Source organism: Roseateles oligotrophus, assembly GCF_025717515.1.
In the GTDB taxonomy this organism is placed as follows: Bacteria; Pseudomonadota; Gammaproteobacteria; order Burkholderiales; family Burkholderiaceae_C; genus Paucibacter_A; species Paucibacter_A oligotrophus.
The window spans coordinates 198,296-221,093 of record NZ_JAJIRN010000007.1 but is presented as its reverse complement, the minus strand read 5'-3'; the positions used below and the strand labels follow the sequence as shown (position 1 = coordinate 221,093).

The following is a 22,798-nucleotide window of genomic DNA, read 5'->3' as shown; positions in this document are numbered from 1 at the left end:
CTTTCTAAAACGGGTCAATCAGCCGCGCCTCTCCGCCGATGAACAGCCCGGAGCGAATCAGCCCGCCCGCCACCTCGTAGATGGCCACCATATCGAGCTCACCCGGCCCCTCGGGGAAGGTCCGCGTGATGGTTTCATGATCGATCACCGTCGCCCCCTCGGCGGTCTTCAAGACCTTGCGGCTGAGCAGGCGTGCATGCAGATTGGTTTCGGTGAAACGCGCCGTCATGCGGGCGCGAATTTCGGCATGGCCGCTGGCCAGCAAGACGCCGGGATAGGCGTATTGTTTGGCGTCCGGCGCATAGGTGGCAAGCCAGGCGGCCATATCGCGGGCGTTGTAAGCATCCAACTGGGCTTGGATGACAGATTCTGGGTCAAGGTGAATGGACATATTCAGTTAGCGCTGCGTTGCAAAAAGTCGCCCACGGCCTTGGCCCAGGCCTCGGGTTCCTCGACAAATGGCCGGTGGCCGGAATGCTCGAATACCAAGGCGCTGGCCCCCGCGCTGGCCACCAGGGCCTGCCGCATCTCACCCATCACGCTGGGCGGCGCCACCGGGTCAAAGCGACCGGTCAGCAACAAGGTCGGTGCGGTGACGGACTTTAATCTGGGCAGCAACTCGACGCCTCGAAGCGTTCCGCCAACCCGCCACTCCGGGTCGGGCCCCAGCATCGCAAAATACACCGCCTTGTTCATCGCGTCACGCGGGTCGCCGCTGGCGGCCGACTTGGGGCGCTCCGCCGCCCGATTGGCCCAGTACAAGGCGTCGAGCACCTCGCCGAACAAGTCCTGACCCTCGGCGCTACCGGTCAGCTGCCCCTGCTCGCGCAGTTCCAGCACCCGCTGCCAACGCTCCGGGTGATGGCGGCGCAGCCAATCCTTGAAGCCATCGATCTGCGCCTGCCAGCTCTGCTCGCCATGCAAGGTATTGCCCAGAATCAGATGGTCCACCGCCTGCGGATGCTGTGCGGCGTAGGCCTGCGCCACCAGGCCGCCATAAGAATGCCCATACAGCGCCAGCGTCTTGACGCCCAGAAAGCGGCGCAGGTGCTCGATGTCTTGCGCATCGCGCTCCACCGTGTAGCGCGCAGGGTCGGCCAGGCGGGCCGAGCGGCCCCGGCCGATATTGTCGACAAGGATGATGTTGAATTGCTTGGCCAGCGGCAGGAAGCGGCTGCGCAGGCCATAGCCGCTGCCGCCCGGCCCACCCGGGATGACCAGCAACACGGGGCCCTGGCCTATGCTGGTGTAGGCCAGCAGCCCGTCGGGCGTCGCCACCTGATGCTCGCTCCAGGCTGCGGGCTGAGCAGGATCTTTGCCCTCGGCCGACTTGGCCGAAGGCGACGGTGCGGGTATGTCGGTAGCGAAAACCTGCGGCAATTGAGTACTCGCTGCCAAAGCGGCAATCACGAGGGTGGCGGTCATCAGGCGGTGCGGGCTCATGCGCTGGGGCTCCTTCAGGGCGGGAATGCGTCGGTCGAATCACTTGCTGGGCATCGTATGTTTTCAATCCACCGCTGAATAGCGCGAATTTCCGCCCGTTCTGGGCAGTTAAACTTTCCAGATGAGCCATCCACCCCGTCTACCGCTGCAATACCTGGCCGCCTTTCGCGCCGTCGCCCGCCTGCAAAACGTGCGTGCCGCGGCCGAGCAACTGCACCTGACGCACAGCGCCGTCAGCCAGCAAATCCGTGCGCTGGAGTCGCAGCTGGGCTTTTCGCTGTTCGAGCGGGCGGGCCGCGGCATCCAGCTCAATCCCGCCGGCAGCGCCTTGCAAGCCGCCGTGGAGCGCGCCTGGGCCGAGTTGGATCTGGGTCTGCGCGCCGCCAGCGCGGCCGACGGCAGCGCGATGCGCAGCCTCAACATCACTTGCACACCCTCGTTTGCGCAGCGCTGGCTGATGCCTCGCTTGAGCCGCTGGCGGGCCGCGCATCCGGACATCACGCTGAAGCTGTTCACGCTGCAGCGCGTGATCGATCTGGACGCAGAGGGGTTTCATCTGGCCTTGCGTCAAGGGGTGGGGCCGTGGCCAGGCCTAGTCAATGAAGTGCTGATGGAGTCACGCCAAATCGTCGTCGCTACACCGGCCTTGGCGCAACGCTTGGACGGCGCAAGCTGGCAGACCTTGGCCGATCAAGCGCTGCTCGGTGACGCCGAGCAGTGGACGGAATGGTTTGCCAAAGCCGGCCTGGCTTGCAGCATCGTGCCGGCCGCCAGCTTCAATGACGGCGGCTTGCTGGTGCAAGCGGCCGAGCAAGGCATGGGCGTGGCCTTGGTGCGCGAACTGCTGGCCGCCGACGCGCTCTTGGAAGGTCGCTTGCAGCGCCTACCCGGGCCCACGATGGAAGGCGCCAGCCAGCGCCGCTATCACATCGTCTACCCGCCGGCTTTTCGCGAGGAGCCGGCGCTGCGCATGTTGTGCGATTGGCTGCATGCGGAGATGGCCGAATCGGCGCGGCAATTGACAAGGGCCGCAGAGCAGTTGGGCTCTTGATCGCTACGGCGCCGGCGCCGTAGCCGGCGAGGCCAAGGGCTGGCCTTTCTCCACCACATAAACGCCGACCAGCTTGGCCGCAACACTGCCTTCATTTCGAGCACTGTGCACGACGCCGGCCGGCACCACAAAAGCCTGGCCTGTTGCCACATGGCGCGGCGGCTGGCCGGCGATCAAGAGCACCGCCTCGCCCTCCATCACATAACTCATTTCATCACCGGAATGGGTATGCCAACCGGCCACGCCGCCCGGCGCCACTTCAACCCGCGCGATCACCGCCTGCCGGTTCGGCACCGACACATCGGCAGTGGCGACCACGGTGCGGGTCAATGCTGGCGTCTGGGCCGGCGCTTGCGCCAGCAAGAGCGCACTTGAGCCCAGCAGGGCTAATCCGGCCGCCAGCGATTTCAGAGTTTTTGCGTTCTTCAAGGTGAGCCTTTCAAAACAGTAGAGCGGCCAGGCCATTCCTGCCCGGGCCGACTATAGCGACCGCGCTCCCAAAGGCAAGACGATTTCGGCAAGGCGGCTTACCCTTGCGGATTGAACTGCATGCCCGGCGCATCGGCCGGGCGGCTGACAAAGCCATGGCGTTGGTAAAAGGCCGACTTGCCCTTGGCGCAAAACAGCTGGATATCGCTCAGGCCGGCGGCCCGGCAATCGGCCATGATGGCGCCCAGCAAGGCCGCCCCGACACCTTGGCCCTGGAACTCGGGGCGCACGATCATCTCGGTGATGAAGGCGTGCAGATGGCCATCGGAGATGGCGCGCACAAAACCGATCAATTGCCCCTCGGCATAGGCCGCGCGCACCCGCCAAGAGCCGGCCAGCGCGGCTTGGTAAAACGCCGCGTCGCGCGAGGCGGGCCCCCAGCCTGTGGTGTCGTAGAGCGATTTGAAGGCCTCGGCCGCAGGCAGTTCAGCGAGGAGTTCGAATTGATGCATGGCTAAGGCAGCGTCGAGCGGAGAGGCTTTGAACTTTACCGAAGGCTGTGGCTGGCGCCGGAGAGTTCAAAGTCCGCGCCCGCATTCAGGCGCTCAATCAAGCGCAATAAACCGGCCCTGCCCGCCTCGATCAGCCAGAACGCTCTGTGCCCACAGCGACCGGACTGTTTGTAAGCCTGCAGGAGGTCCAACAGTCAAGAAGTCCAGACGCAGGGAAGCTTCGTGGCCTTGGGCCGGCAGGCTACTTGGATCCAGCTGAAGTTTTTTTGCTGGTCAAGACCTTTTTTGAATCCTTTTCGAAGCGCTGCGCCTCTAGGTCCAGGTCATCCACTTGAACCCAGGACTTTTTCACCATGTTTTTCCTCAAACGCAATCTGCCCAATTGGGAGCGCGCCATCCGTATCGCGATGGGTATCGCCATCGCCGCGGCCATACTCGGCGGCCTTACGACAGGGTTCGCGAGCTATTTGGCCATCGCCACCGCCGCCACAATGGTGCTGACCGCCTTTGTCGGCTTCTGCCCGGCCTGTGCGATGGCCGGCCGCCGCTACCTGGAGAAATAGAACCATGATCCGTGCCGAAGCGCAATTGATCGAGGCCGCGACACGCGGCGAGGCGGGCGCCGTCGACAGCTTGCTGAGCGTTTGTCAGCCGGACCTGAAGCGCTTCGCCCGCCGTACCTGTTCCACCACCGAGGATGCCGAGGACGCGGTGCAGATTGCGCTTTGGCAGCTCTACCGCAAGATCGGCGCGCTGCGCACCGCAGCCACCTTCGCGACCTGGATGTTTCGCATCGTCGAGCGCGAGTGCTACCGGCTGTTCCGCCTGCGCAGCAAGGCGGAGGATCTGGACGAGTTGGGGCCGCAAGACATGCCCGCCGCAGTGGCCGTGCCGACCGATCTGCGGCTCGACTTGGTGCGTGCGATGGAGCGGCTGACCCCACCCTACCGCGAGGTCTTGTTGCTGCGCGACGTGCATGAACTGACCGCGCCGGAAGTGGCGGCGCAATTGGGGCTCAGCCTGGAGGCGGTGAAGAGCCGCCTGCACCGGGCGCGTGCGCAGGTGCGCGAGCATTTGATGGCCAGCGGCTATTGGATGAAAGACGGCGCGCTCGAGCCGCGCAAACTCGAACCTAACAAGGACGACTAGACCATGTTTTGTAGCAGCTCGGTTCCGATTCATCTCTTGCGCGGCGCAGTGGCCTTTGCGCTGATCGCTGCCGCTTTGCACTTCAACAGCTTTGGCCCGCTGGGCTCCGGCCTGGCCCTGGTCGCTGCCGTTTTGCTGCTGCGCGGCTGTCCGATGTGTTGGTTTGTAGGGCTTTTTTTGACCCTCGCGAAAAGACGCGAAAAAATCAAGGGCGCCGGCCACTGAAAGCCCCCCCCTGTACGCCTGGCGCTACCAAGCCACCGGCACACTCATGGCAAGCCCGGCTTGACAGCGCGCTGCGCGCTGGCCAAGCTCTCGCCCTTAGGAGGGTGACAAGCCAATGGGGTATTCGTTCGATTTTCAGATGGGCCAGATACACGCGGTGCTGGCTTGGTTTAGCGTTGCCATGTTTTTGGTCCGCGGCCTGGCTTTCCATTTCGGCGCAGGCTGGGTCATGGACGACCGCATACGCACATTGGTGTTTGGCATCGACTTTTTGCTGACCATTACCGGCTTGAGTCTGTGGGTGCTGCTGTATCTGAACCCGTTCTTGCGTGACGGCTGGCTGCTCGCCAAGTTACTGGCTTTGGCGGCCTACACCGTCTGCGCCCACTTGGCCATGGGCAGCAACAAGTTCCATTTGCTCGCCTATATCGGCTCGCTGCTGCTCTTGGCCTATATGCTGGGGGTGTCGATCACGCGCAGCCCCTGGCTGGGGCTTTGAAAAGCCAATTTGACACCGACCTCGCCCGCAAATTCTGGCCCCAATCGCCGCTCATGGTGAGTCCGCTTGAGTCAGCATTTAGGCTAAGGCTCTATTTTGCGAATCACCGTGGTCCTCATCATGACCATTTCGCCGGATTCTGGCTGAAATTCCAAGGACTGCGACGGCGATGCAGGCCAGAATCCGAGGCTTTGCAGCAGCCCATGTGATCGATAGTTAGCGCTTTTGAGCACAGCGACAAACAGCCGAGCATCGTATTTGAATTGAAGCTCATCAAGCATGGCAACAACTGCACAACGACCGATGCCCCGGCGCCAGAATCGGCTGGCAAGTTCGTAGGCCACAAGTGCCCGGCCATTTTGAAGCAACGTCGCCTGGACGTAGCCCGCCGCTTCCCCTGAGGGCAGGCGAACAATCCAATTCAGCCAGGTCTCACTGCCGTCGGCCGAAGCCCGCCGCTCAAGCCGCGCGTACCGTTCTGCCAGCCACTGCGCCGACGCTGGCGGAGAGTTTTCAAATTCATAGATAGCTGGGTCGCTCAACACGCCGAACATCTCGGCCGCATGGCCCGCGACTTGGGGCTCCAGCGAACACAGCAAGGCGTCGATTCTTCTCATTCGCTCGACCTTTTGATTCAGCAGCGTTGCCAGAAGGCCGGTTGACCGAATCGCCAGGCCTCATTCAAAGGTCGGGCTGGTAACGCAACTCCATCGCTTCCCGCGACTCATCGGGAACCGTGAGTCCTGTTTGATCGCTGATCATTTTGCCAGCGCTGGGCAAAACCTCACGATCAAGCTGCGCCTCTGGCCGCCACAGCTTCGCGCGCAAAAAAGCCTTGGCGCAATGCAGATAGGCCGCTTGCGGAACGACTTTGATCACAGCCTTCGGTGAACGCTTTTCATCCCTGCAGACCTCGAGATCTTCCGCTGCAAACGACAGGCTCGCCGAGCCATTGACCCGCAAGGTTTCATTGAAGCCTGGAATGAGGAAGATCAAACCCAACTTGCGGGTGACAAACACGTTCTGAAGCGTATCGATTCTGTTGTTGCCGGGCGCCTCTGGAATCAGCAACTCACCAGACTGCGAAACCTTCACAAAGCCCGGCACGCCACCCCGCGGCGATGCATCCATATTGTGATCGGCGTCCGAGCTTGCCAGAATCACGAACGGTGACAGGCGAATAAAGTCGATGCAGTGCTTGTCGAGAAAGGCAATCTCCTTCTTCACCGCACGCTCCTGCGCTTGACCGAAGTAGTCCCGCAACTGCTGAATCGATTCGATATTCATTGCTGGATGGATGTCTGAAAAGAACCGTCGCTGCGGGTCAGTTTAAATGCCGGATTAGCCCTCATTCGCGCAAAGCCATATAGGTGTACTCGACGCAAGGAAGCCCCCGAAAAAGCGTTTCGACCGTCTCCACTCTTTGCATGCCGATTCGCTCAAGCAGCTTGATGGACGAGATATTGCGCTGGTCTGTGATGCCGACAACTTTTGCCACCGCAGTGGTTTCGAAAAGCAGGGCGATGGTCTCGCGTACGGCTTCGGTAGCAAAGCCCTGCCCTTGCGCCTTTGAGTCAAGCGTGAACCCGATTTCTGCCGCAGTCCCGTCTGCGGAGACGCAGATGCCGATATCACCTACAAGTGAATTCGACACCCGATCAGCGATCCCGACTTGCACCCAAATCCCAGGGACGAAGAGCGCGGCACCGCTCATCTCAGAGATGAACTCAGCAGATTCCTCGTCAGACTGTGCCGACCAACCCTGATATTGGCCCAGCTCTGCATCATGTCGATACGATTGAAACGCTGCCAGATCAAGCAGATGAAGTCTGCGCAAAGTAACCTTTTCGCCGGTGCGTGGGAGTGCTGACTTGTTCATTGAATTTGATAACGGCCGAGGTCAAAGCTGAGCTGCAAGCAGCGGATAGGTATTCAAGGGCCCAAATGAAGCGAGGGCTTGTGGGGGTCTCAGTCTACCGCGAACCAACCTGCGTAGTTGATTCGACCGGCCATCGACATAACGCCATTCATAACCGGGCATATAGCGACAAGACAGCGCGGGTGTCGTTGGCCAGGCACGCAGACCTTGTGCGCCATCGTCGCCCCTTCGGTGAAATGCCCAGCTCAGCTTGCTCGGTGCAGTACCAAACCGCCTTTGAGAAGAATCTGTTCAACCCGAAAGAAACCGGCGCTCGCCAAGGCTTCGGCCTGTTCATCAATGGACATATACAACTGCTCGTTGTTCATTCCACCCTCTCCGGCTGCTATCGTTCGGCGATGACGATATGGGCTTGAATTTTCCCCTCGACGGCGCCATCACCGAACCTTTTGCCGATTTCCGCTACGGCTGCGTTGGTTGCCTCAATAAGTCGGGAAGCACTTCTCGATTCGATCTCGCTTCTGAGCAAGGTGCCTTGGCAGTAAGCGATTGCGGGAATTTTGGGCGATGCTGCGCGGCTCTTCGCCGCCAGGGTGGTAATCACCGGCGAACGAGAAAATCCGCCTTCGAGCAGATGCCGTGCGATCACTTCGATGTCGTTGTAGCCATGGGGAGTTCGAGCCATGAAGCGAGGCTGATCTTCGGGAAACATCTGCTGCAGCGTGAACGTGACGGCCTCCGCGAACTCGTTCTGCTCAATCGCGTCCCACACATTGAAGATGAAGGCCCCTCCCGGACGCAAGACGCGCCTGGCTTCGGAGAACGCCTTTGGCTTGTCGGGAAAGAACATTGCGCCAAACTGGCAGACGACCACATCAAATGTCGCGTCAGCAAACGGAAGCTGCATGGCGTCGGCTTGTCGCCACTCGACGGGACGGCTCGTGCCGACGGCGGTTGCCCGGTCAATCATCGCGGGATTGAGATCGGTCGCAATGATTCGAACTTCGGGCCCCAGAGCATTTGCGAGGTGCCGTGTCACGACACCGGTCCCTGCTGCGATCTCCAGCAAACATGAGGGCCGGCGCATTGCCACGCGGGATGCGAGGTCAACAGCGTATGGCTCAAAAATCAATGGGACCATGTACTCGTCGTACAGCTGCGGAATTGAACCCGTGAAGAGTGCGTCTACATCAGATGCAGCCATGGGCGATTCCGAAGGCATGTGCGCGCCCTAACGGTTGCCGCGAGCGGCGGACACCAGCGTCAACATTGCTATTGCCTATTCGCTCTAAATACGCGTTATGGCTACTCATAACTGAACCCACTGGCGACAAGAGCTTGCCAACGGCGCTGACGGTGGCGATAGAAGAACCAGGCGAACAGCCAGACAAGCGGCGTGAGAACACCAGCGTTGATTTCCACTCGGTCGGTATAGCTGCAGCCTTGCCCCGAGGCCTGGATGGTAACGCGATGGTCCCACTTGGACATGAGGGTTCCACGCCCGTTGTCTCGGAGTTCTACGCAGAAGCGGCCGGCCTCGATCGAGCGGTCCCGCCCCGAAATATTGACCCACTGCCGGCCCATTGGCAGCAAGCCGAAGAGTCGAGTGGAGACGAGGTATTCCTTCTCTTCCCATCGCATAGGCAAAGACTTCGGTTCCACGGGCACAAACCGAATCAATGGGCTGGCGATGTGCTGCATTAGTCGTGGGGTCTGAACCTCCTCGAAGCACCGCTGCGGAGAGCACGAAAAGAAGGCGGTACGTTCAACCAGCATAGAGCCCTAACGAAGCCGCGCTGGGATCGGCGAACTGCGAATGAGGAATGCAATGAGAGTCTGAACTGAGGGTCCACTGCGAGCCCGTTCGAACGATTCATTAGGTCTCATTGCGCCGCTCCGAGCCTTTCTGCCGACTGCCGCTCTCCCATTGGAGTGAAATCTCGCAGACCAGCAGAGGAATTGTCCATGACAGCCACGCAATTGCGCCTCCACTCCCGAGTTGAGGGAAGGACGGAATCTGTCCAATCAAGCGACAGAGGACGAACGACCAAACCAACACGTAACTTCGAATCATCCAAGCCTGGTGGGACGGAAACCGCCGGTTCAACGCGGCTCGATATCCCATGGCTGAGCACGCCAGCCAGGCCGCCCCGAGCGTGGCTAGCGCCCAGCCGAGATCGTCCGCCCGGGTCGGTTGGAATGCAAACCCTGTGCTCGGCTTACTGTGACCATTACCGAGGGCAAGGACGATTGCGCTGATTGCGCCAATGCTTCCACCAAGCAGGTACGTCAACCCAAGCGGCTTGTGAAAACGAAAGTGCCGGCGGCTTGCGCCAAGGTAGAGATTGATCGCTCCGATGACGAGCATGACCGTGCCACTCACCGCATGCAGGAATACTTGAGGAAAGTGGGTGGAGTGGCTCTTTACGTTGGAGAAGGTCAACACGGGCAATGCAATAAGCCACCATGCGATGCCGCCCGAGAGCACGGCTACAGACAGGAGCAAGCCCGCCGGCGAAAAAAGCCAGTTGCGCTGTGATTGTGTAGAGGGCATTGGATTTGAGGCCTAACGAATCAAAGAGAATACCCGCCCCAAACTAGCCGCACTCCGGCAAACTGCATCAAAGAAGCAAGACGGGAAGTTCAATCTCTCATCATCATTGATGGATTGATTCGGAACGGGAAGCCCATGGCTATTCTGACTATCGGCATTGATCTTGCCAAGAACATGTTTACCCTCGACGGCGTCAACGAGGCCGGCAAGTCCGAATTGCTCCAGCCCGCGGTGCCGCACGCCAAACTGGCCGAACTCATCGCGAATCTACCGCCTTGTTTGATCGGCATGGAGTGTTTGATCGGCGCAGAACATCGCATATCGCAAGGTCATCGTCAGCCGTAGCACTACGCAGCGCGTGGATCATGATAGCTAACGAGGCTGTTCAAAAAATCAAAATCCGCAGCCACACCCATCGCGAGGTGCGCGTGCTTGTTTTCGAATTGGGGCTTCTGAATTCATCGATGATTTTTTGTGGGCGCCGAAATTTCGGCGTCTGAGGCCGATTGTGCCGCCTGCTGGCCGGGTTATTTAATCCCGATTTCCCCGAGACCCGCCTTCGATAGTTTCTCGATGTAGTGCCCCATGCAATGCAGGCTCCACGGTGCCGAGGCGAGTCGATGGCCTGACGCATGCGTTCGCTGGGGTGGCTGGGGCCTGCCGCCGTGCCGGCATCACCCCCCCTGCACGCCGCATGTGCTGCGTCATTCTTTTCGCTTCGACATGACTTGAGAACAATTCAGCCATCACTGAACCTTCGGTTTGCTACCGATGTACTGAACCGTGGCGGGCGCGGTGTGCGCAGCCCCTTGGAACAGCGCTGAATGAATGAGAGCCATTCGGCCCGCGAATAGACGCAATGCCAGGCCAGCGCCACCCGATTCGCCCTATCGGCCTTTGCGCCTGCCGAGATTACGGCGGCCTCCAGCTTGGCGAAATCCTCATCGTTCAAAAACAAATCCATCCCCGATTCTCTCAGGGGCGGGCGATCTGCCTCAGGTCCCTGTTCTCGAACGGGTCGGCGTAAATATCCTGCATCGCGGCGCCATGCAGATAGGCCATTTTCTTGGCGCTATTGACCATCTCCGGCGCACCACATAAAAAGACCCGGAAACCACTCAATTCGGGATGCTGGCGCAGCGCAATGTCGAGCGCCCGGCCGCTTTCGCAAGGAGCCGGCGCGGCCTCGCCCGAGATGCAAAAGTGAACGTGAACTTTGTCATGTTGTGCCGCCAGCGCCAGCAACTGCGCCCGGCAGTAGAAACCGGCCTCGCTGCTGCTGCCGTGATAGAAATGGATATTGCCCGCATGGCCGCTCAACAGGGCGCTGCGGGCGATGCCCAGCAAGGGTGCCGCGCCGGTGCCGGTGGCGATCATCAGCAAGGACTGCTGCGCGCGGCCGGGCAAATAGAAGCAATTGCCGTTGGGGCCGGCGATCTCGATGCTCTGGCCGACCTGCAAACCATCGGCCAGCCATTGCGACATCGCACCACCCTGGCGGCGTTGCACATGCAACTCGATATAGGGTTCGAGCGCCGGCACGCTGGCGATCGAGTAGCTTCGCACCAGCCCGTCGGCGCGGCGCAAATTCAAAAACTGCCCGGCCTGATGGGGCAGCGCCTGCTCAGGCTGCAAGCGAATGCAATGCACGCTCGCGCTGAGCGCTTCGCTATGAATGACCAAAGCGGGTTGAAACAGCTCGGCACTCTGCGGCGAAGCGAGATTCAGCTCCGGCTCGGCCGGGCATTGACAAGCCATGAAGAAGCCCTGCTGCCGCAAGGTGTCGCGCAGGCCGCGCTGCGCATCGGCCAGGCGGGGCGGCTGATCCAGACTGCGCAGCAAACAGGCTTGGCAGACACCGCGCCGGCAGGCATTGGGCAGCTCGACACCATGGCGCAGCAAGGTATCGAGCACGCTTTCGCCCGCGTTGACCGCGTACTCGACCCCGTCCAGGTGCAGGGTCATGGCAAGCGACCTAACGGCCCAACACGTCGTTACGCGTGCTGCCGGCCAGCCCCATCACCTGCCCGATCAGATCGGGCGCCACACCGAGCTGCGCCAGCGTGGCCTGCAGATGGCCAGCCACCGCGTCGAAGTGAGCATCATTCAGGCCGCGCTGCACCAAGGGGGCATGGGCAGTGCGCATGTCCTTGCCGGTATAGCTATTGGGGCCGCCGAACACCATCGTCAGGAAGGACTTTTGCTTGGCGCGCTGCTTATCCATATCGACCGACTCAAAGTAGGCCGAGATGCCGGGGTCGGTCAGCACCTTGCGATAAAAGATATCCACGGCCGCATCCACTGCTGCCGCACCACCGAGTTTTTCAAACAACGTCGCATCGCTCATCGAGATCTCCAGTTGAAAAGAAGGCAAGAAAGGAATGAAAGCAGCCCAGATGGCCGTTGACCAGCATAGCGTGTCGAATGCGCGGTTGAATGCGAAAAATACGCCGATTCAGGCGGGCTTTCCCGCCTTGGCCTGGGCCGCCCATTGAGCGACCTCCATGGCCAAAACCTTCAGCTCGGCGCTGCCTTCTTGGATCACCCGCTCCAGCTCGTCGACCCAGGCGGCGCTCGGTGTTTGCGCCTCTTTCAGCATGCTTTCGCCCGCCCCGGCAAGGGCGGCCAGCGCCTCCGCGCCGAGCGTGGCGGCCAAGCCCTTCAGGCTGTGCAAGGCCATGCGGGCCTTGCTCAGGCTGGCGTCATCTGCGTCGGCATCGGCATCGGCTTGGCCCAGCCACTCGCGCAGCTGGCCGGGCAGCGCCGCGGAGGAGCCGGCAAATGAGTCCACCATGCGCTGGTAGAGGCTGACCTTGCCCAGGAAGCGGTCGATCGCGGCTTGCACATGGATGCCCTTTGCTGCGGCGCGTGCGCAGAGTTCGGCCGGCAGGGCCAGCGTGGCAAATTGGGGCGGCGCAGCGGCCGAGGCGGCGGGCGGCAGCTGGCGCCCGGTCAGTTTGCGCAGCACGCGCACCAGCGCGTCCAGCTCGAAGGGCTTGCTGACATGCTCGTTCATGCCGCCGGCCAGGCATTCGGCGCGATCCGAGGCCGACGCATTGGCGGTCATGGCGACGATGGGCAAGTCCTGCAAGCCCAGTTCTTCGCGGATCAAGCGGGTCGCCCCGAAGCCATCGAGCACCGGCATCTGCAGATCCATCAGCACCAGATCGAAGCCGGTCGGCAAGGCCCGCAACAGCTCCACCGCCTGCCGGCCATCGCCGGCAATGCGCACCTTGGCGCCGGCATCTTCCAGCAGCTCCTGGGCGACCTGCTGGTTCAACTCATTGTCCTCGGCCAGCAGCAGGCGCAGGCCTTGCAAGGGCCGCACGCGGGCGCTGCCGGCGCGATCACCTCGGCGCAGATTGCTGTGGCCGGCGCGCGCGGCGCGCACCATGTCGAGCAGCATCGCCGCCGTCACCGGCTTGACCAGAATGCCGTTCAGGCGGGCCTGTTCCTCGGCGCTGCGCTCGGCCAACCGCTCGCGCCCATGGGCGGTCACCATCACCGTGATCGGTATCTCGTCGCCCGCTGCGCTGCCGCCGTTGGCGCGCATCCTTGCCATCGTCTCCCAGCCATCCATGCCGGGCATTTCCCAGTCCATGAAAACGGTCTGGTAGGGCGCAAGCCCGGCGGCGCGTCTGTCCTCCATCCGCTTGAGCGCTTGCTGGCCGTCGGCCGCGGTATCGACCCGCCAGCCCAAGGACGCCGCCATATGTTCCAGCAGCTCGCGCGCCAGCGCGTTGTCGTCGACCACCAGCACGCTGAAGTCGGCCGGCAGGGCTTCAAAATCGTCGTCGACAGGGGTCTCGGGCATGGCTTCGGCGATGGCCATCGTCAGGCCGAAGTGGAAGGTGCTGCCTTGACCCAAGACGCTGTCCAGCGCCAGCTCGCCGCCCATCAGCGCAACCAGACGCTTGGAGATCGACAGGCCCAGGCCGGTGCCGCCGAAGCGCCGGCTGGTCGAGGCTTCGGCCTGCGAGAAGCCGCTGAAAATATGCTGCTGGTTCTCAGGCGCGATGCCGATGCCGCTGTCGCGCACAGCAAAGCGCAGCGTCACTTGGCCGTTCTGCACCGGCCCGATTTGCCGGATGCTGATGACGACCTCGCCGGCGGCGGTGAACTTGATTGCGTTGCCGCTCAAGTTGATCAGCACTTGCTGCAGGCGCAGCGCGTCGCCGATCAGAATCGGCGGCAGCTGCGGGTCGATGTCAAACAGCAGCTCGACCGGCTTCTTGCCCAAGTTGGTTGAGATGATGACGGACAGGTCGCGCAAGAGCTGGTCAAGCCGCAGCGGCTGCGGGTCCAGCGTCATCTTGCCGGCGTCGATCTTGGAGAAATCCAGGATGTCGTTGATCAGGCCCAGCAGCGACTTTGCGGCGCCGGTGGCCTTGACGGTGTAGTCGAGTTGGCGTGGGTCCAGCGCGGTGTTCTGCAGCAGCTTCAGCATGCCCAGCACCGCATTCATCGGCGTGCGGATTTCGTGGCTCATATTGGCCAGGAACTGCCCCTTGGCCGCCGTCGCGGCCTCCACCAGCCGATAGGCTTGCGCGTTATCTAGCGCGATTGCGCCATAGCCGCAGAGCGCCCGGAAGATCGCCAACTCGCGCTCGCGGTAAGCCTTGGCCCTGGGCGATTGTACCGACATCACGCCAAGCAGGCGCTCGCCGACGCGCAGCGGAAAGTAGAGCAGACTGAGCGACTCCTGCGTGCCGGCCACCGCCGGTACGCGCCCGATCCGGTCATTCAGTTCGATGATCTGCTCACGCTGCTCGCGCGCGCAGCGGGCGAATGACGAGCCGGGGTGATCCAGCACATAACTCTTCAGCGGTACGGCCTGTTGACCCTCCATCGCATAGACCAGTTGCACCTCCCCGGCGGCTTCATCCAGGCGCGCGATGCCAAAAAAACTGGTGTCCAGCAAACGGCTTGCATGGCGGTACAAGGCCTCGAAGATAGCCGCCTCATCGAGGCTGGAGGTAACCTCGCGGCCGACCTCGCCCAAGATCTCCAGCGTGTCGCTGTTTTCTTGCAGGGCGGCCGCGCGCCTGGCCTCGGTCCGCGCGAGTTGCTGCTGATGTTCGGTCTCGGCATGGGCCCGGTCCAGCTCATGGCGCAAATGCAAAGCCAGCGCACGCTTGCGCATGGCTTCGGTCTGACTGCTCTTCAGCGCCGCATCGGCCGCCAGGCCGAGCCGGTAGGCACTGGCGAAGTCGCCGCAGGCGGCATGGGCAGCGGCGGCCTGTCTGAGCAGTTCCGGCGTGATGACATAGCCGCTGAGACCCTCGGCCAGCGTCAGCGCTTGATTCAGCCATTGCAGCGCCGCCGCGGGATCAATGGCCAGGCGCGCCAGCATGCTCAAGGCGTCGATCTGACCCAGGCCATTGCTGTGCTGGCACGCCAATGCCAAGGCCCTTTCGGCCTTGGCATTGGCGGAGCTGATCTGGTCCAACTGCAGCAAGGCCTCGGCCTGTCCGCAGCACAGCGAAATCAGGAGATCGGGCTCGTTGCTGCGGTGCTCGCAGCGCTCGAATTGTTCCAGCGCCGCCGCCGGATCGCCCATGTCCAGCCTGAGCTGGGCGAGCGAGCGCAGGCCCAGGCGGTAATCGCGGGTGCTGCTCAAGTTACTCATCACCTGCAGGCCTTCCTGCAGATAGAGCAGGGCCTCCTCATGGCGCGCCAGCTTGCGCATCAACTCGCCCAGCCCGAGCAGGCAAAAGCCCAGGCTATGCGGCCAGCCGGTCGGGCGCGCCAGGCTCAGCGAGCGCTCGCTGGCCTCCAAGGCGCCGTCCAGATCGCCCAGCTGCACATAGGCCTTAGCGGTGTCTATCAGCGCCTGCAACATCAGCCGGATATTGCCGTAAACGGCGCTGGCCGCGTACATATCGCGGGCCTTCTTGATCGCCGAAGCGGGGTCTTCGGTCAGCATCGCAATCACGCTGCGGCCGCTGCAGATCCAGGGCCGAGCGACCTCCGGATAGTCGCCGTCCAGCGGAAATTCCTGCAGAAACTGCGCGCGCTTGCCGGCCGGGTCGCGAAAGATCGCGCAGAGCAGTTGGCGCGCCTGCGCGGCGCTGGCGCGCCCGGTATCGCCGCCCAGGCGGTATTGCTCCATGGCGCATGCCAGGCAGGTGTCGACGGCCGCGTCATTCGCCACGGTCAGCAGGCTGTAGCAACTGATCCAGAGCGCGTCGCCGACGCCGATATGGTCGCCCTGCAGGGCAAAGATGTTTTCGGCCTGCTGGGCCAGCGCTTTGGCCTGGGCCGGTTCGGCATTCAGCATGCTGACCTTGGCCTGCACCAGCAGCAGACGCGCCTGCAAAACGGCCTCGCGCTTTTGCCGGGCTGGGCTGCGCTTGACGCCGGGCAAATTCAATTGCGCCTGCGCCGCCTCGGCCAGCGCCAGCGCGCGGCGGCTGTCACGCAGACGCAAATGCCAGGCCAGCTTGACCTCGGCGCTCAATTTGGCTTCGCCCTGCAGCCCCGCCAAATCGGCCTCAAAGGCGGCGAGTTGCTCATCCGAGACGCTGAATTCGACGGTCGGCGAAGGCGTTCGTTTCATGCTGAGTCGGGGCTAGCGTGAAGAGGGTTGGGTAAGGCGCTCAGCATAAGGGGCAAATTGCTCCGCAAGCGCTCGAAAAGCCCGCCTATCTGGCCCCGTAAGGGCGGAATTGACCGATTTTCAATCCGGAGCAAGGTCCGCCGCCGCCGCGCTCGGCGGCTGTAGCGGCAGGGTGATGTCGAAGCGGCTGCCTTGGCCGGCTTCACTCACCGCCTTGATGCTGCCTTGCAGCAAGGCGGTGACAAGGTTGTGGCAGATATGCAAACCCAGGCCACTGCCGCCTTGGCCAAAGCGGGTACTGAAAAAGGGCTCGAAAATTCGGTCAAGATGCTCGGGCGCGATGCCAATGCCGTCGTCGATGACCTGCAGCAGCAGCTTCGCGTCACCCTGCCCTTGGGCCCGCAGCGTCAGCTGGCCGGCTCTGCCCCCGGCAAAACCATGCAGCAAGGCATTTTCAAGCAGCTGCCCCAGCACCTGCAGCAAGACGCCCGGGTAGCTCACCACATGCAGGCCGGGGGGCACTTGCAGATTCAGTCGCACGCCCGCCGCCTCGAACAAGCCGCGCTGACTGCTCAGCAGCAGCTCGCATTGCGGCAGCAATTCAAAGGCCTGCAGGGATTCGCTGCCGGGATCGATGGCAATCTGCTTGAAGCGCTGTACCAACTCTGCGGCCTTGTGAAGGCCGCGCATCAAGAGCAAGGACGACTGGCTCGCGCTATCCAAATATTGCGTCAGCTCATTGCGCTTGAGCGCCTGAGCATCCACCTGCTGGGCAATCGCTTCGGTACGCTGTTGCAATGTGCTGGCCGCCATCAGGCAATTGCCAATCGGGGTGTTCAACTCATGCGCGACGCCGGCCACCAAGCTGCCCAGCGCCGCCAACTTGGCCTGCTGCACCAGTTGCGCTTGGGCATCGCGCAGACGCTGATAGGCCTGCGCGTTATCGAGCGCAATCGAGGCATAGGCGCAAAGGCTGCGAAACAGCAAGCGTTCGGCCTCATCGAACTCGGTCCGGGCACCGGATTCGACCGCCAAGACGCCCAACAGTCGCCGCCCCACCAGCAGGGGTGCGCAGCGGCCGCAGCTTTCGGCCTCGCGTGCGGCGCGTGCCAGCGGCGAGGCCGCATCGCTCAAGGCCAAGTCGGGCATAGGGCTGCATTGCCCGCCCGGAGTCACCCGCAGCAGGCGCAGCTGTTGGCCATCCTCTTGCAGCTGGGCCAAGACCAAGGCGTCGAGCGTCAACAGGCCGCTCATATGCCTTGCCAGCGCCCGCATCACGGCGCGCTGTTCAAGGTTGCTGGTGATGTCCAAGCCCATCGCACTCAGGCGCTCCAGGGTGGCCTGACTTTGCTCCAGCGCGTCGGCCCTTTGCTTTTGCTCATGCACCAGGCTGCGCTGATGCTCGGCCTCCGCACGAGCCCGGTCGGTCTGGTGCATCACCTGCATCACCGTCAGACGCTGATTGGCGCCATCGTCCTGGGCCTTTCGCCTGGCCTTGGCCGCCTGCCGGGCCAGCGTGTAGGCCTGGCCCATATCCCCCAGCTGCGCATGCGCCTCGGCCAAGGCCTCCCAGAGTTCGCCGGGCACCCAATAGCCCTCAATACTGTGCGCCAGTTCCAGCGCTTGCAGCAGATAGTGCAGGCCCGCACTGGCCGCTTGAAGCTCGGGCGGAGGGGCGAGTTGCGGGTATAGCGCATGCAGGCCGGCCAGCGCACGCAGGCATTCAACCTGGCGCAGCAGATGGCGGGTCTGCTGCGCCAGGCTCAGCGCCTCTTGCGCCTCGGCCTCGGCCTCCTGAATACGGCCCAACAGCGCCAAAGCCTGAGCTTGGCCGCGATGCGCATGGACGAGCATGTCCGGATATTGCTGAGCCGCAGCGGCCTGCTGCAGCGCGGCAAATTCCAGCAGGGCTTGGTCGGGCCTGGCTTGATCCAGGCGCAGGTCGGCGCGGTATTTGATCGCAATCAACTGCCGGCGCTGCAGCGGAAACTCGCCCAGCAATTGCAAGCCTTCCTGCAAACATTCATCGGCCGCGTCCAGCCTGCCCAGACGCCGCAAGGTTTCGCCCATCTGACTCAAGCCATGGCCCAAGAACATCAGCCAATGCCGGCTACGGGCCAAGGCAATCGCCCGCTCCACCCATTGCAGCGCCAATTCATGCTCGTTCAGGCAATTCAAGGCATCCGCCGCATTGCTGGCGGCGGCCACCGCCCATTGAATTTGCCCAAACTCCATCGCTTCATCAAAGGCATGAAAGCGCAGCGCCGCCGCGCGCCCATACTCGCTGGCCTGCGCCGCCAGCGTGCCCTGCCATTCAAGCCATCGCGCCATCACCAGCGTCGGCGCGGCGGCTTCGACCTGGATCTGCTCAAAGCGAGCCTTGCCCTCAAGCGGATTGCGGTAGCTGATGGACAGATGCCACTCCACTTCGGCCAGCTTCTCGCGCAATGGCTGCCGCGCTTGCCCGGCCAAGTCGATGGCCATGCGCCACATCAGGTCGCTTTGCAGCGGTTGGCCTTCCACATTGGCCAACAAGGCCGACAAGATGCACAGGTCAATAGATATCAAGGGCTCGGGCCAGGCTTGCAAGCGCTGTTCGAGCCGCTCGACGGTGGCGCGCGCCGCCACCGGCCCACGGCTGAACAGCGCCACCTCGGCTTCGACCAGCAACAGGCGCATCAATGCGGGCTGCTGGGCGGGCGGATCGGTGGGCGGCTCGTCGCTCAAGAGTCGGCGCGCCTGTTCGGCCAACAACAGCGCTCGCCTGCCATCACGTTGGCGCAGGTGCCAGCTCAAAAACAAGAGCAAGTCCAGCCGACGCGCGGCGGCCGGCTCGGCGGCCAGTTCGGCGTCCCAACGCTGCACATGTTCATCGCGTACGAAATAGTCCATGACCACTCCTTGACTGGGCTCAAGCGTAACCCGACGGCAATAGTTCATCTTGCTTGGGCTTTATCAAAAGCCCTGGCCATACCGCCAAGCAAGGCAGGGTTTGCCTCGGTTCGTTTGTGTCGCTGCCGGTCTTATCCTTGTCCGCCGAGTCAGTCCAGGTCCTTCTCAAACCATTGCTGCGCAGGAGATCTCATGTCCAAACTTCATTTCAATGCCGACACGCCTTTGTACACATCGGATGGGAAGGCCTGGCGGATCGACCAACTCGACGCGGCGCTGCACAACCTGGAGGCCGCCAATAAACCGGTGATCCTGTTCGTGCATGGGCGCGGCAAGGAGCCGAGCAAGAGCCTCAAGGGCGGCACTTTCACCAAGGGCCTGGCGGTTCACAAGCTGGAACTGGGCTATGACGCCAAGGTCTTGATGTTCAACTGGGATTCCGCGTTCGAGGGGCTGCATTTTCTTGACCGCGAATTGCCACTCAGCCATACCGAGGCGGCAGCGAAGGCTTTGGGTCTGGTGCTGGAGGCCTTGATCAAGCACCAGACCGCTCAACCAAAAGCCAAGAAGATGGCGCTGCTGGTGCACAGCATGGGCTCCATCGTGGTCGAGAAGGCGGTTGAGAAGGGCTATTGGCCGGGCGTCAAGGGTTTGTTTTCGGCGCTGCTGTTCTCGCAACCGGATGCCGATGATGTCGGCCATTCGGTCTGGCTGAACCGGCTGGCCCAGCGCGAGAAGGTCTATGTGACGCTGAACGCCGATGACCATGTGCTCTTGCGTTCCACCGATGGACGCATACCCGGCAGGCATGCGCTGGGCCTTGGCACCGAAGATGCGTTGGCGCCATTGGCGACCTATGTCGACCTGAGTCGGATGGGGCCCTTGGGCAAGAAGGATGAGGATCATGAGGTGTTCGGTAAGGGGGCGATGAACGGCCAATTGCATGTTTGCCATTTCTTCGAACAGGTGCTCAAGGGTCAGCCCGTGCAACTGGATCCGGCCGCCAATGTGGAAGCCATCGAGCGCGAAGTGATCTACCGGCTGAAGAGTCGCCAAGAGCCGAGCAACCCCTGCCTGAAAATACCCAAGTTGCCCGGCGATTGAGGCGGCAGCAACTGGCGCTGCATGGCCTGCAATCGGTAGCTTGCTGAGTCAAAAATTTCGGCAGAGGATCGGACCGCCACTCTAAACTCCGGCTGAATCATGAAGAATTCAGCCATTGCCAAAACCGCAAGCCGCGGCCAGACCCTCCGCCCTGGTCTGCTTGATGTCCTGCTGATCGGGACCATAGCCCTTGCCGGCAGCGCCATCAGTTATCTGGGCTACCAGTCGCTGCGCAAGGCGGAGGCCCTGCGCCGGGAGGAAATTTTCAGCGCGACGGTCGAGACGGTGCTGAGCTCGGTGGAGCTGGAGTTGACGCGTGCCGTCGAGGTCGCTCGCAATGGCGGCCTGATGCTGGAACTGCAGCCCCAATTGCAGCGCAAGGATTTCAACCATTACGCACAGGGTTTGACCCGCCAATTGCCCAGCGTGCAGGTGCTGGAGTGGCAGCCGGTCGTGATGGGCGCCGAGCGCACCCAATTTGAAGCCAGCGCCCGAGCCCAGGGTTTGCAGGACTACCGGATCGTGGAGCCGGACGAAAAGACCGGCGCCTGGCTGACGGCGCCCGCGCGCGACGACTATGTTCCGGTGCTCTATGCCTGGCCCGAGAAAGGGGCAGCCCTGGGCTTCAATCTGGGCGCCGACCCGCTGCGCATGGCCTCCAAATTGAAGGCCGCCAGCCTTGCCGAGCCGGTGGCGTCGGAAAGCTTTCGGATCTTGCGCGGCGACATACAGGCCTCGGCCTCGTTTGGCTTTGCCATCACAGCGGCAGTCTTGGGCGAGCCCGACGGCACCGGGTCAGTCAAGGCTCGAGCTTATTTGGCGGTGGTGATCGAATTGCCATTGCTGTTGCAACACGCCGCCGGCCACGCCAACGACGGACATCTGGACTTGCTGGTCTATGACCAGGCGATGTCTTTGAGTAAGCCGATCTACACCGGCATCGGCCCCGACAGTGACTTGCGCGCCTTGACCGCCGACGGTTCTGTCGCTGAATTGGCGGCTCAGGCCGGTGACCGGATCAAGTCGCTGGCGGTTGCCGGGCGCAAATGGCAGGTGGTTCTGCATCCGCGGCCCGCCTACTTTGCGGCCTTGCCCAAGGCCCACGCCAACTGGGTACTGGGGGCGGGTTTGCTGTGCACGCTGTTGTTGATGTTCGCCGCGCGCCACTTGCAGCGGGGCAGGCGTTCGCTGCTGCTGGCGCAGCACAATTTGCTCGATGAACGCCAACGCCTGCAGAACGTCATCGAAGGCACCGGCGCCGGCAGCTGGGAATATAACTTCGAGACCGATGAGATGCGGGTCAACGAACGATGGGCCGAAATCGGCGGGCTCGATCCAAAGGCCTACGCCGTCAAAACAGGCTACGACTGGCAAACGGATTGCCACCCGGACGATGTAGCGATGCTCAAACAAACGCTGCTGAAGCATCTGAGCGGTGAGCGCGCGAATTATCAGGTCGAGTTCCGCCGCCGCCATGTGGATGGGCGCTGGATTTGGGTCTCGGCACGCGGCAAGGTCTTGCGCCGAGACGCTCGGGGTCGGGCGCTGACGATCGCCTGCACCATGGTTGAGATCGGTGAACGCAAAGAGGCCGAGGCGCGCGTGTTGGAGCTCAACAGTACCTTGGAGCAGCGCGTCGCGCAGCGCGGGGCCGAGCTGGAGGAGGCAATGCTGAAACTACGCCAATCCCAGGAGGAATTGACCCGCAGCCAAGCGCGGGCGACGCTGAACACGCTGGCGGCCGGCGTCTCGCATGAGCTGAGCACGCCGATGAGCAACAGCCTGATCAGCGCCAATACCGTCGCGGCCTTGGCCAAGGAGTTTGCACAGGCGATGGCAGCGGGTGGGCTCAAACGCATTGAGCTGGAACGATTTGTCGGCCGAGTCAGCGAGGGGAGCGAGTTGGTGGTGCGCAACCTGGAACGCGCACTGGACTTGATGCAAAGCTTCCGCCAAGTGGCCACCGACCAAGCCAGCGAGCAGCGACGCCGTTTCGATCTGCGTACCTCAGTCCAAGAGTTGCTGGAGGCGCTGGCACCCAGCTTGAGCCTGCAGCCGCACCGGATCGACTTGAACATCCCCAACGGCATCGAACTTGACAGTTATCCCGGCCCGCTTGGCCAAGTTTTGACCAACCTGATCAATAACGCCTACCTGCACGCATTTGACGGCATGGAACAAGGCGGCGTATTGAAAATCAGCGCCGAGGCGGCCGGGCCCAATCATGTGCGTATCAGTTGCCGGGATAACGGTCGAGGCATGGACGCGGCAACCTTGGAAAAGCTCTTCATTCCCTTCTTCAGCACCAAGATCGGCAAAGGTGGCAGCGGCCTAGGCATGTCCATCATCGACAACCTGGTCAACAAAACCCTGGGTGGCTCATTGCAAGTCGAGTCCGCACCGGGCGAGGGGACGAGCGTGCACGTCACCCTGCCTTTGATGGCGCCGCAGGTCAGAGACTGAAAGCTCGGGGCGGCGCTGCTCTTTCTTGAGCGCGACCAG

The 22,798-nt window shown here is 62.3% G+C and carries 23 protein-coding genes and 1 pseudogene; 8 read left to right on the top strand and 16 right to left on the bottom strand.

What is annotated here, in order from left to right; genetic code table 11:
- Positions 1-4: 4 nt before the first annotated feature.
- Together LNV07_RS16555 and LNV07_RS16550 are read right to left on the bottom strand one after the other, a co-directional pair.
- Positions 5-391, bottom strand: coding sequence for a nuclear transport factor 2 family protein (locus tag LNV07_RS16555; protein WP_263572266.1), 387 nt, complete (start codon positions 389-391; stop codon positions 5-7).
- A 2-nt stretch (positions 392-393) separates the two neighbouring features.
- On the bottom strand, positions 394-1,443 hold the full coding sequence (locus LNV07_RS16550) for an alpha/beta hydrolase (protein ID WP_263572265.1): 1,050 nt from the start codon (positions 1,441-1,443) through the stop codon (positions 394-396).
- Between the two features lie 121 nt (positions 1,444-1,564).
- On the opposite strand from LNV07_RS16550, the gene LNV07_RS16545 reads away from it, so the two are divergent.
- Complete coding sequence (locus tag LNV07_RS16545; protein ID WP_263572264.1) at positions 1,565-2,494, top strand: LysR substrate-binding domain-containing protein; 930 nt, start codon at positions 1,565-1,567, stop codon at positions 2,492-2,494.
- A 3-nt stretch (positions 2,495-2,497) separates the two neighbouring features.
- Here LNV07_RS16545 and LNV07_RS16540 read toward each other — a convergent pair whose 3' ends face one another.
- A complete protein-coding gene (locus LNV07_RS16540) occupies positions 2,498-2,923 on the bottom strand; it encodes a cupin domain-containing protein (protein WP_397545575.1) in 426 nt (141 codons plus the stop codon).
- A gap of 98 nt (positions 2,924-3,021) precedes the next feature.
- Positions 3,022-3,435, bottom strand: coding sequence for a GNAT family N-acetyltransferase (locus LNV07_RS16535; protein ID WP_263572263.1), 414 nt, complete (start codon positions 3,433-3,435; stop codon positions 3,022-3,024).
- A 353-nt stretch (positions 3,436-3,788) separates the two neighbouring features.
- On the opposite strand from LNV07_RS16535, the gene LNV07_RS16530 reads away from it, so the two are divergent.
- The 4 genes from LNV07_RS16530 (at position 3,789) to LNV07_RS16515 (ending at position 5,308) form a co-directional block, all read left to right on the top strand.
- A complete protein-coding gene (locus LNV07_RS16530; protein ID WP_263572262.1) occupies positions 3,789-3,998 on the top strand; it encodes a DUF2892 domain-containing protein in 210 nt (69 codons plus the stop codon).
- A 4-nt stretch (positions 3,999-4,002) separates the two neighbouring features.
- Positions 4,003-4,584, top strand: a complete 582-nt coding sequence (locus LNV07_RS16525; RefSeq protein ID WP_263572261.1) for an RNA polymerase sigma factor — start codon at positions 4,003-4,005, stop codon at positions 4,582-4,584.
- 48 nt (positions 4,585-4,632) lie between these two features.
- The gene (locus tag LNV07_RS16520; protein ID WP_263572260.1) at positions 4,633-4,809 is read left to right on the top strand and encodes a hypothetical protein; all 177 of its coding nucleotides are present in this window, start codon (positions 4,633-4,635) and stop codon (positions 4,807-4,809) included.
- A gap of 139 nt (positions 4,810-4,948) precedes the next feature.
- Positions 4,949-5,308: a SirB2 family protein gene (locus LNV07_RS16515; protein WP_263572259.1), complete on the top strand. Its 360-nt coding sequence runs from the start codon at positions 4,949-4,951 to the stop codon at positions 5,306-5,308.
- Between the two features lie 83 nt (positions 5,309-5,391).
- Here the strand turns inward: LNV07_RS16515 and LNV07_RS16510 are convergent, their stop codons facing one another.
- The 7 genes from LNV07_RS16510 to LNV07_RS16480 form a co-directional block, all read right to left on the bottom strand.
- Positions 5,392-5,925 carry a GNAT family N-acetyltransferase gene (locus LNV07_RS16510; protein WP_263572258.1) on the bottom strand — a complete coding sequence of 178 codons (534 nt, stop codon included), beginning with the start codon at positions 5,923-5,925 and terminating at the stop codon, positions 5,392-5,394.
- Positions 5,926-5,989: 64 nt separating this feature from the next.
- On the bottom strand, positions 5,990-6,595 hold the full coding sequence (locus LNV07_RS16505; RefSeq protein ID WP_263572257.1) for an MSMEG_1061 family FMN-dependent PPOX-type flavoprotein: 606 nt from the start codon (positions 6,593-6,595) through the stop codon (positions 5,990-5,992).
- Between the two features lie 61 nt (positions 6,596-6,656).
- The gene (locus LNV07_RS16500; RefSeq protein WP_263572256.1) at positions 6,657-7,187 is read right to left on the bottom strand and encodes a GNAT family N-acetyltransferase; all 531 of its coding nucleotides are present in this window, start codon (positions 7,185-7,187) and stop codon (positions 6,657-6,659) included.
- A 245-nt stretch (positions 7,188-7,432) separates the two neighbouring features.
- A complete protein-coding gene (locus LNV07_RS16495) occupies positions 7,433-7,555 on the bottom strand; it encodes a hypothetical protein (RefSeq protein ID WP_263572255.1) in 123 nt (40 codons plus the stop codon).
- Between the two features lie 17 nt (positions 7,556-7,572).
- Positions 7,573-8,391 carry a class I SAM-dependent methyltransferase gene (locus tag LNV07_RS16490; RefSeq protein ID WP_263572254.1) on the bottom strand — a complete coding sequence of 273 codons (819 nt, stop codon included), beginning with the start codon at positions 8,389-8,391 and terminating at the stop codon, positions 7,573-7,575.
- Between the two features lie 101 nt (positions 8,392-8,492).
- Entirely contained in the window at positions 8,493-8,888 is a 396-nt protein-coding gene (locus LNV07_RS16485; RefSeq protein WP_263572253.1) for a hypothetical protein, read from the bottom strand.
- A 175-nt stretch (positions 8,889-9,063) separates the two neighbouring features.
- Positions 9,064-9,741, bottom strand: a complete 678-nt coding sequence (locus LNV07_RS16480; RefSeq protein WP_263572252.1) for a DUF2306 domain-containing protein — start codon at positions 9,739-9,741, stop codon at positions 9,064-9,066.
- 135 nt (positions 9,742-9,876) lie between these two features.
- On the opposite strand from LNV07_RS16480, the pseudogene LNV07_RS16475 reads away from it, so the two are divergent.
- Positions 9,877-10,056, top strand: a pseudogene (locus LNV07_RS16475) (IS110 family transposase); the annotation flags it as partial.
- A 424-nt stretch (positions 10,057-10,480) separates the two neighbouring features.
- Here the strand turns inward: LNV07_RS16475 and LNV07_RS16470 are convergent.
- From LNV07_RS16470 to LNV07_RS16450, 5 genes are all read right to left on the bottom strand, one after another.
- Positions 10,481-10,705, bottom strand: coding sequence for a hypothetical protein (locus LNV07_RS16470; RefSeq protein ID WP_263572251.1), 225 nt, complete (start codon positions 10,703-10,705; stop codon positions 10,481-10,483).
- A gap of 11 nt (positions 10,706-10,716) precedes the next feature.
- On the bottom strand, positions 10,717-11,706 hold the full coding sequence (locus LNV07_RS16465; protein WP_263572250.1) for an FAD-binding oxidoreductase: 990 nt from the start codon (positions 11,704-11,706) through the stop codon (positions 10,717-10,719).
- 10 nt (positions 11,707-11,716) lie between these two features.
- A complete protein-coding gene (locus LNV07_RS16460; RefSeq protein ID WP_263572249.1) occupies positions 11,717-12,088 on the bottom strand; it encodes a group I truncated hemoglobin in 372 nt (123 codons plus the stop codon).
- A gap of 108 nt (positions 12,089-12,196) precedes the next feature.
- Complete coding sequence (locus LNV07_RS16455) at positions 12,197-16,300, bottom strand: response regulator (protein WP_263572248.1); 4,104 nt, start codon at positions 16,298-16,300, stop codon at positions 12,197-12,199.
- Between the two features lie 120 nt (positions 16,301-16,420).
- On the bottom strand, positions 16,421-19,192 hold the full coding sequence (locus LNV07_RS16450; protein ID WP_263572247.1) for an ATP-binding protein: 2,772 nt from the start codon (positions 19,190-19,192) through the stop codon (positions 16,421-16,423).
- A 192-nt stretch (positions 19,193-19,384) separates the two neighbouring features.
- Between LNV07_RS16450 and LNV07_RS16445 the strand changes: the two genes are divergently transcribed.
- Together LNV07_RS16445 and LNV07_RS16440 are read left to right on the top strand one after the other, a co-directional pair.
- Positions 19,385-20,296, top strand: coding sequence for an alpha/beta hydrolase (locus tag LNV07_RS16445; RefSeq protein ID WP_263572246.1), 912 nt, complete (start codon positions 19,385-19,387; stop codon positions 20,294-20,296).
- A 99-nt stretch (positions 20,297-20,395) separates the two neighbouring features.
- The gene (locus LNV07_RS16440) at positions 20,396-22,759 is read left to right on the top strand and encodes a CHASE domain-containing protein (RefSeq protein ID WP_263572245.1); all 2,364 of its coding nucleotides are present in this window, start codon (positions 20,396-20,398) and stop codon (positions 22,757-22,759) included.
- Positions 22,760-22,798 lie beyond the last annotated feature (39 nt).